This is a genomic window from Actinobaculum sp. oral taxon 183 str. F0552, assembly GCF_000466165.1.
Taxonomy (GTDB): Bacteria; Actinomycetota; Actinomycetes; order Actinomycetales; family Actinomycetaceae; genus Peptidiphaga.
Genome location: NZ_KE951421.1, coordinates 1 through 6,838 on the forward strand (window position 1 = coordinate 1; position 6,838 = coordinate 6,838).

At 72.0% G+C, this 6,838-nt stretch carries 8 protein-coding genes; 5 read left to right on the top strand and 3 right to left on the bottom strand.

From position 1 onward, the window contains the following. Both HMPREF0043_RS04395 and lpdA read right to left on the bottom strand, forming a co-directional pair. On the bottom strand, positions 1-689 hold a 689-nt coding region (locus HMPREF0043_RS04395; RefSeq protein WP_021601693.1), incomplete at its 3' end, for a biotin/lipoyl-containing protein. Positions 690-703: 14 nt separating this feature from the next. Beyond that, entirely contained in the window at positions 704-2,080 is a 1,377-nt protein-coding gene (gene lpdA, locus HMPREF0043_RS04400; protein ID WP_040317849.1) for a dihydrolipoyl dehydrogenase, read from the bottom strand. Between the two features lie 130 nt (positions 2,081-2,210). On the opposite strand from lpdA, the gene HMPREF0043_RS04405 reads away from it, so the two are divergent. From HMPREF0043_RS04405 to HMPREF0043_RS04415, 3 genes are all read left to right on the top strand, one after another. Then, a complete protein-coding gene (locus tag HMPREF0043_RS04405) occupies positions 2,211-2,531 on the top strand; it encodes a hypothetical protein (RefSeq protein WP_021601695.1) in 321 nt (106 codons plus the stop codon). Between the two features lie 208 nt (positions 2,532-2,739). After that, positions 2,740-3,174, top strand: a complete 435-nt coding sequence (locus tag HMPREF0043_RS04410; protein WP_021601696.1) for a hypothetical protein — start codon at positions 2,740-2,742, stop codon at positions 3,172-3,174. A 1-nt stretch (position 3,175) separates the two neighbouring features. Continuing rightward, positions 3,176-4,198 carry a quinone-dependent dihydroorotate dehydrogenase gene (locus tag HMPREF0043_RS04415; protein ID WP_021601697.1) on the top strand — a complete coding sequence of 341 codons (1,023 nt, stop codon included), beginning with the start codon at positions 3,176-3,178 and terminating at the stop codon, positions 4,196-4,198. Positions 4,199-4,247: 49 nt separating this feature from the next. Here HMPREF0043_RS04415 and HMPREF0043_RS04420 read toward each other — a convergent pair whose 3' ends face one another. Then, positions 4,248-4,937 carry a DUF3043 domain-containing protein gene (locus HMPREF0043_RS04420; RefSeq protein ID WP_040317855.1) on the bottom strand — a complete coding sequence of 230 codons (690 nt, stop codon included), beginning with the start codon at positions 4,935-4,937 and terminating at the stop codon, positions 4,248-4,250. Positions 4,938-5,015: 78 nt separating this feature from the next. Between HMPREF0043_RS04420 and HMPREF0043_RS04425 the strand changes: the two genes are divergently transcribed. Together HMPREF0043_RS04425 and HMPREF0043_RS11455 are read left to right on the top strand one after the other, a co-directional pair. Then, positions 5,016-6,374, top strand: coding sequence for a dipeptidase (locus HMPREF0043_RS04425; protein ID WP_021601699.1), 1,359 nt, complete (start codon positions 5,016-5,018; stop codon positions 6,372-6,374). Positions 6,375-6,382: 8 nt separating this feature from the next. Then, a partial coding sequence (locus HMPREF0043_RS11455; RefSeq protein ID WP_232206030.1) for a hypothetical protein occupies positions 6,383-6,838 on the top strand: 456 nt, incomplete at its 3' end.

The following is a 6,838-nucleotide window of genomic DNA, read 5'->3' on the forward strand; positions in this document are numbered from 1 at the left end:
GACTGCGCACCCGGGGGGACGGCGGGCGAAGGAGCGGGGACCGCAGGCGGTCGAGCCCGGGCAGCGTGTCGAGCGGGCGCCGCGGCGCCCTGCGTCGCGGGCGAGGCGGATGCGCCGATGCGGGCGAGAGGCGTCCCGACGGCCACGGTCTCGTCTTCGCCGACGAAAATCTGCTCGAGCACGCCGGAGGCGGGTGCGGGAACCTCGGTGTCGACCTTGTCGGTGGAGACCTCCAGGAGCGGTTCGTCGACCTGGACGGCCTCGCCGACCCGTTTGAGCCACGTGGTGACGGTGCCCTCGGCGACGGACTCCCCGAGAGCCGGCATGCGAACCTCGACGCCGTCGGCTCCCCCCGACGGGGCCGAGGCGGGCGGAGACTCAGGCGCGGGGGTTTCGGACGCGGGCGGCGCTGCGACGGGGGCCGATGCCTCGGCGGGCGCTCCTGCGCCCGCGCCGTCGCCGATGTAGCCGAGGACGGCGCCCACCTCGACCTCTTCGTCTTCGCCGACGAGGATCTGCTCGAGCACGCCGGAGGCGGGTGCGGGAACCTCGGTGTCGACCTTGTCGGTGGAGACCTCCAGGAGCGGTTCGTCGACCTGGACGGCCTCGCCGACCCGTTTGAGCCACGTGGTGACGGTGCCGCTGGCGACTGACTCTCCGAGAGCGGGCATCTTAATCGGTTCAGACATGATTCCCTAACTTCTTAGTTGTGAGTGTGCAGAGGCTTGCCGGCGAGCGCCAGGAGCGCCTCGCCGATCGACTCGTTCTGGGTGGGGTGAGCGTGGACGAGGCCGTCGAAGTCCTCCGGCTGGGCTTCCCAGGAGACGAGCAGCTGGCCTTCGCCGACCTGTTCGCCCATGCGCGCTCCGATCGCGTGGAAGCCGACGATGGGGCCGCCCTTGACGCGCACGAGTTTGACGAAGCCCTGCGTGCCGAGCATCTGCGACTTGCCGTTGCCCGCGAGGTTGAATTCGACCGCCTCGACGTTCTCCTCGCCGTACTCCTCCTCGGCTCCGCCCTGGGTGAGGCCCACGGAGGCGATCTCGGGATTGCAGAAGGTCACCCTGGGGATGAGGCTCTCGTCGACGACTCTGGGGTTGAGCCCGGCGATCTCCTCTGCGACGAAGATGCCCTGGAGGAATCCGCGGTGGGCGAGCTGCAGCCCCGGGACGACGTCGCCCACGGCGTAGACGCCGGGGACGCTCGTGCGCAGGCGCTCGTCCGTCAGGACGAAGCCGCGGTCCATCGAGACCCCCTGCTCCTCGTAGCCGAGCCCCGACGTCGCCGGGCCCCGTCCGATGGCGACCAAAAGGCAGTCCGCGGTGAAGGACCTGCCGTCCTGCGTGCGGACCGTCACGGAGGATCCGCTCTGTTCGACGCGGTCGAACATCGTGTTCGTCGAGAACTTGATGCCGCGCCTGCGGAAGGAGCGCTCCAGCTGCTTGGAGACCGACGGGTCCTCGTTGGGGACGAGGCGGGGGAGGCCCTCGACGAGGGTCACGTCGGCGCCGTAGGAGCGCCAGATGGAGGCGAACTCGACGCCGATCACGCCCCCGCCGAGGATGACGGCCGAGTCGGGGACGCGGTCTAGGTTGAGCGCCTGGTCGGAGGTGATGATGCGGCCGGAGATCTCCAGGCCCAGAGTCTTCGAGAAGGACCCCGACGCCAGGACGACGCTCTTGCCGCGGTAGAGCGTGCCGTCGACGTCCACGGTGTCCCTCGCGACGAGGCGGCCCCAGCCGTTGACCGTCTCGACGCCGCGGGACGCCACCAGCCCGGTGAGCCCCTTGTGCATCCGCTGGACGACTCCGTCCTTGTACGCGTTGAGGGCGGCCATGTCGATGCCCTCGAACGCCCCGCGGACGCCGATCGAGGCGCCCTCGCGCATCTCGTCGGCCACTTCGGCGGCGTGCAGCAAGGCCTTCGTAGGTATGCAGCCTCGATGCAGGCACGTGCCCCCGACCTTGTCGCCTTCGATGAGCGCCACCTTCGAACCCAGCTGCGCGGCGCGCATCGCGGCCGCATAGCCGCCGCTTCCCGCGCCGAGCACAACGATGTCGTAGTCCAGAGTCTCGGCCACGTTCCTCCCCTTCGAGTTTGTCATGAGGATCGATTGACTAGTACTTACGTCCCAATTATCCGCCTCGACGCGTTGTTTCGCACATTTCCATTCTGCCATGTTCGTCACCTTGGACACGTAAGCTAAAGGCATGGGTCTATTTTCACGGAAACGCGATTCGCCGTCCTCGCGGCGGAGTCAGGCTGCGGCGAAGACCGCCACCGTCGGGCACTTCGAACGGTTCGTGGCCTCGCGGCAGGGGGTCGAAGCCTACTACGAGCGCGAGACCCCGAGGGAGCCGTCGGCGCTCATGCTCGTGGCGCGCGACGGGGAGTGGACTCGCCGGAAGGTTCCCGGCGTCGCCGAAGCCGCACGCCTGGCCCAGCAGTTGGGAATCCCATTTTACGAAGTGGTGAAAACGGGCTACCCGGATTCGATCCGCCAGTGGAACGAGCGCCAGCGCAGGCAGTGAGACGGAGCGCCGGGCGATCCGCGGCGTCCGCCGCCGATTTGGCGCCCCCGGCCCCATCGGGGGACAATCCGGGTGTCCGGGCGGGGGAGCGGGCGTCGTTCCCTCGCGGCCTTCGGAGCCGGAACCGCCTCCATCCGCCCCGCGCCCGGAGCGCGGCCGAGCCCGCGGGGGCGCGAGGACGCCGAACGAGATATGAAAAGGAGCGCCGATGGCCGACGCAGGGCAGTTGCGCGACGAGCGCACGGCCGCCATGGGGTGGCCGCGCGCCCTCTTCGGCGTCCTGGCGGTCGGCGCCGTCATCTTCCTGTGGCGGGGCATCGTGGCGTCCACCGACGCGTTCCTCGACCATCGCGTGCCCGAGGGCCTGCTCACCCTCCTCGCCGCCGTCTCCTGGGTCGCCGGAGCGGCCGGGGTGCTCCACAACGGTAGGCGCATGCGCCGCCTCGCCCTCGTCTCCTGGACCCTCAACCTCCTGGCGCCCATCGCGGCGCTGGTGTTCGCGAGCTGGGACCTGAATCGGGTCAACCCCTGGTTCCACGGCGGGCAGACCTACTACTTCCTGCCCACCGCCGGCGCCCTGGCCGCCCTCGTCTGGCTGATGTGGTCCGCGCCGTCGAAGATCGCCACCCGCAACGGAGGCTGACATGCTCTACAGGCTCGTCTACCGGCTCGTCCTGTCCAAGACGGATCCCGAGAGGATCCACGACGCGGCGATGTCCGCCATCGGAGCCTTCGGCCGAAGCCCCCTGGCGCCGCTGGCGTCCGCCACCGTCGGACACCGGGGAGGCGACCGGCTGGCGGGCCTCATCGCCCGGCCGGTTCCCGGACGCCTCGGCATGGCCGCGGGCCAGGACAAGAACGGCACCGCGATCCTGGGAACCATCGCCCTCGGCTTCGCCTTCACCGAGATCGGGACCGTCACGCCCCGGCCCCAGCCCGGCAACGAGGGCCCCCGGCTGTGGCGCATCCCCGGCGAGCGCGCCTTCCGCAACCGCATGGGCTTCAACAACGACGGCGCCGACGCCGTCGCCCGGCGCCTGGCCAGGCTCAGGTCCAGCAGGAGGGGCCGCGCGTGCGTCGTCGGGGTCAACATCGGGAAGAACAGGTGGGTCGCCGCCGAGGACGCGGCGGCCGACTATGCGACGTGCGCGGGCAAACTCGCCAGATACGCCGACTACCTCGTCGTCAACGTGTCCTCGCCCAACACCCCCGGGCTCCGCGACCTCCAGGCCGTCGAGGCCCTGCGCCCGATCGTCCGCGCCACGCGGCGGGCGGCCGACGCCGCCGCGCGCAGGCACGTGCCCGTCCTGGTGAAGATCGCGCCCGACCTGGCCGACGGGGACGTCGACGCCGTCGCGCGCCTCGTCGCGGAGGAGGATCTGGACGGGGTCGTCGCGACCAACACCACGGTCGCGCACTCCCACGGCGAGGGCGGAGTGTCGGGCAGGCCCGTCCGCGAGCGCGCGCTGGCCGTCGTCTCCCGTCTGCGGACGGCCTTGGGGCCCCACTACCTCGTCATCGGCGTGGGAGGGGTCTTCACGGTCGCCGACGCCGAGGCGATGATCAGCGCGGGCGCCGACCTGCTGGAGACCCTGACGGGATTCGTCTACGAGGGGCCGCTCATGCCGGGGCGGATCAACAGGGCCCTGGCGCGTAAGCCCGCGTAACCCGGATTCCCTGCGGCGGAACCGGGTCGGCGCCGGCGGGCGACCGCGATCACCCCTTCCCGCGTCCCGCGCGGGCGGCCCTGGCCTGCCGGTAGTCCTCGCGGGTGCCGCCCGAGGGAGTCTCGCCGAGGCGGACCTGGGCTCGGGGCATGCGCCAGGGGCGGATGTAGAAGGAGCGGCTGAACAGCTGCGTGCTGAATCCCCGCGGGACGCGGTCCTCGCCGAACTTATGCTGGGCCAGGATGCGCGTGCGGTGCACGGCCAGCCCGGTGTCGATCACCATGATGACGAACAGGACGTAGGTTCCCAGGAGTATCGCCAGGGCCAGGGCGGGGAAGCGGCTCTGGAGCAGCATGGCGACGAAGAGCACGAGCGCCAGGGGCATGAAGAGGGAGGCGAGGCTGAAGCGCGAATCGATCATGTCGCGCCCGAAGCGCCGGACGGGGCCGGCGTGGGCGGGGGGCATGTGGCGTTCGTCTCCCGACCGCATGGCCGCCTGGCCTTTCTGCCACGCCTCGTTGGACCGGGCGCGCTGCTCGGACCGGAGAGCCTTGCGCTCCTCCTTCGACATGCGGGCCTTGTCGGCGACGATCGGGCGCCGGTTCCTCGCCTCGACGTCCTTGCGACGCGGCGTTGGCGTTCCCTTCCCGGCCGTGTACCCCTTCGGGGCGGGCGCGGGTTCCCTCGGGGCCTCGGCCGGCTGCCGGCCGTCGTGCGATTCCTTCTTCTTGCCGAACATTCGCTCCATCCTCGACGTCGTGCGTGCACGTCCCAGTGTACGGGACGCGGGAGGGCGGGCTGCCGATAGGCTGGGAGGATGAACCACGCAGAGAAACTGACGCGCCGGGTGGACGCCGCCCTCGCTCGCACGAGGGACGAGCTGGAGTCCCTCGTGCGCATCCCCTCGGTGTCGGCGTTCCCCCAGGCGGCGGAGCGCATGCGCGAAAGCGCCGAGGCGGTCGCCGAGCTCGCCCGCACCCGAGGGCTGGACGCCGAGGTCGTCGAACTGGAGACCGCGGCGGGACTGCGCGGGCGGCCCGCCGTCCTCGCCCACCGCCGGGCGGCTCCCGGCCAGCCGACCGTCCTCCTGTACGCCCACCACGACGTCCAGCCCGCGGGCTCGCCGGACGGCTGGCTCTCCGAGCCCTTCGAACCCGTCGAACGCGACGGACGGCTCTACGGCAGGGGAACCGCCGACGACAAGGCCGGGATCATGGTCCATCTCGGGGCCTTGGCGGCGCTCGGCGGAGAGTCCGGCCTGGGAGTCACCCTGTTCGTCGAGGGCGAGGAAGAGGTGGGCTCGCCGACCTTCAAGGACTTCCTCGCCGCCTACGCGGACCGGCTCGCGGCCGACGTGATCGTCGTGGCCGACTCCAACAACTGGAAGGTCGGCGTCCCCTCGCTGACCACGTCGCTGCGCGGAGTGGTCACGGCCGAATTCACCGTGCGCACGCTGGACCACGCCCTGCACTCGGGGATGTACGGCGGGCCGGTCCTCGACGCCGTCACGTGCGCCGCGCGGCTCGTCGCCACGCTCCACGACGCCGACGGGGCGGTCGCCGTCCGCGGGCTGGCGTCCTACGACGACGCGACGGCCGAATACGCCGAAGAGGACCTGCGCGCCGACACGGGCCTGCTCGACGGCGTCCGGCTGACCGGCCGCGGATCGATCGCCTCGCGCCTGTGGACCCAGCCGTCGCTGACGGTCATCGGAATGGACGTGACGAGCACGGCCGAGGCCTCCAACACCCTCATCCCCGCCTGCACCGTCCGGCTCTCCCTGAGGGTGGCCCCGGGCCAGGACCCCGGCGAGGCCGCCCAGGCCCTCGTCAGGCACCTGGAGGAGAACGCGCCCTTCGGGGCCCGCGTCGAAGCGTCCGTGGAGGAGACGGGCCCCGCCTTCAAGGCCGCGGGGGACTCCCCCGCGGCGAGCGCCGGGAGATGGGCCCTGGCCCGGGCCTGGGGGCGTCCGCCGGTCGACATCGGAGTGGGCGGGTCCATCCCCTTCATCGCCGACCTCCACGACGCCTTCCCGGAGGCCGACATCCTCGTCACCGGGGTGGAGGACCCCGACACGCGCGCCCACTCCCAGAACGAGTCGCTGCACTTGGGCGACTGGCGCAATGCGATCCTGGCCGAAGCCCTCCTGCTCTCGCGTCTGGCCGGCCAGGCGTGAGGGTCGCGGTGGCGGCGGCGCCGCTGCCGGGCCTGAGCGCCGGCGCGGTCGCCGACCTCGTCCGCCGTGCGTGGCTGGGCAGACGCGGCGCGGACGCCCTCGACGTCCGCGCGGTCTCCGACGCGGCCGCCGTGCCCTATGCGACGTCCGGCGTCCAGGGGATGCTCGGCGCCACGACGCAGGTGGACGTCCCCGGAGCCGCCGGCAGGAGATTCGCCTGGGTCGGTGCCGACCGGGTCGTCCTGGACTACACGCGCTCGCCCGCCGCGCCGGCCGGGACGGCGGCGATCGGCCGGGATCTCGCGTGGGCGGCGCGGCGGCGCCCACGCGAGATCGTCGCCGTGCTGTCGTCGTTCGCGGCGATCGGCGACCTCGGCGCCGGCATGGTCGGCTCCCTGTCGGGACGGCCGCTTCCGCGGTCCTGGACGCCCGGCCTGCCGCTGCCGTCGGATATGGCGGGGCGG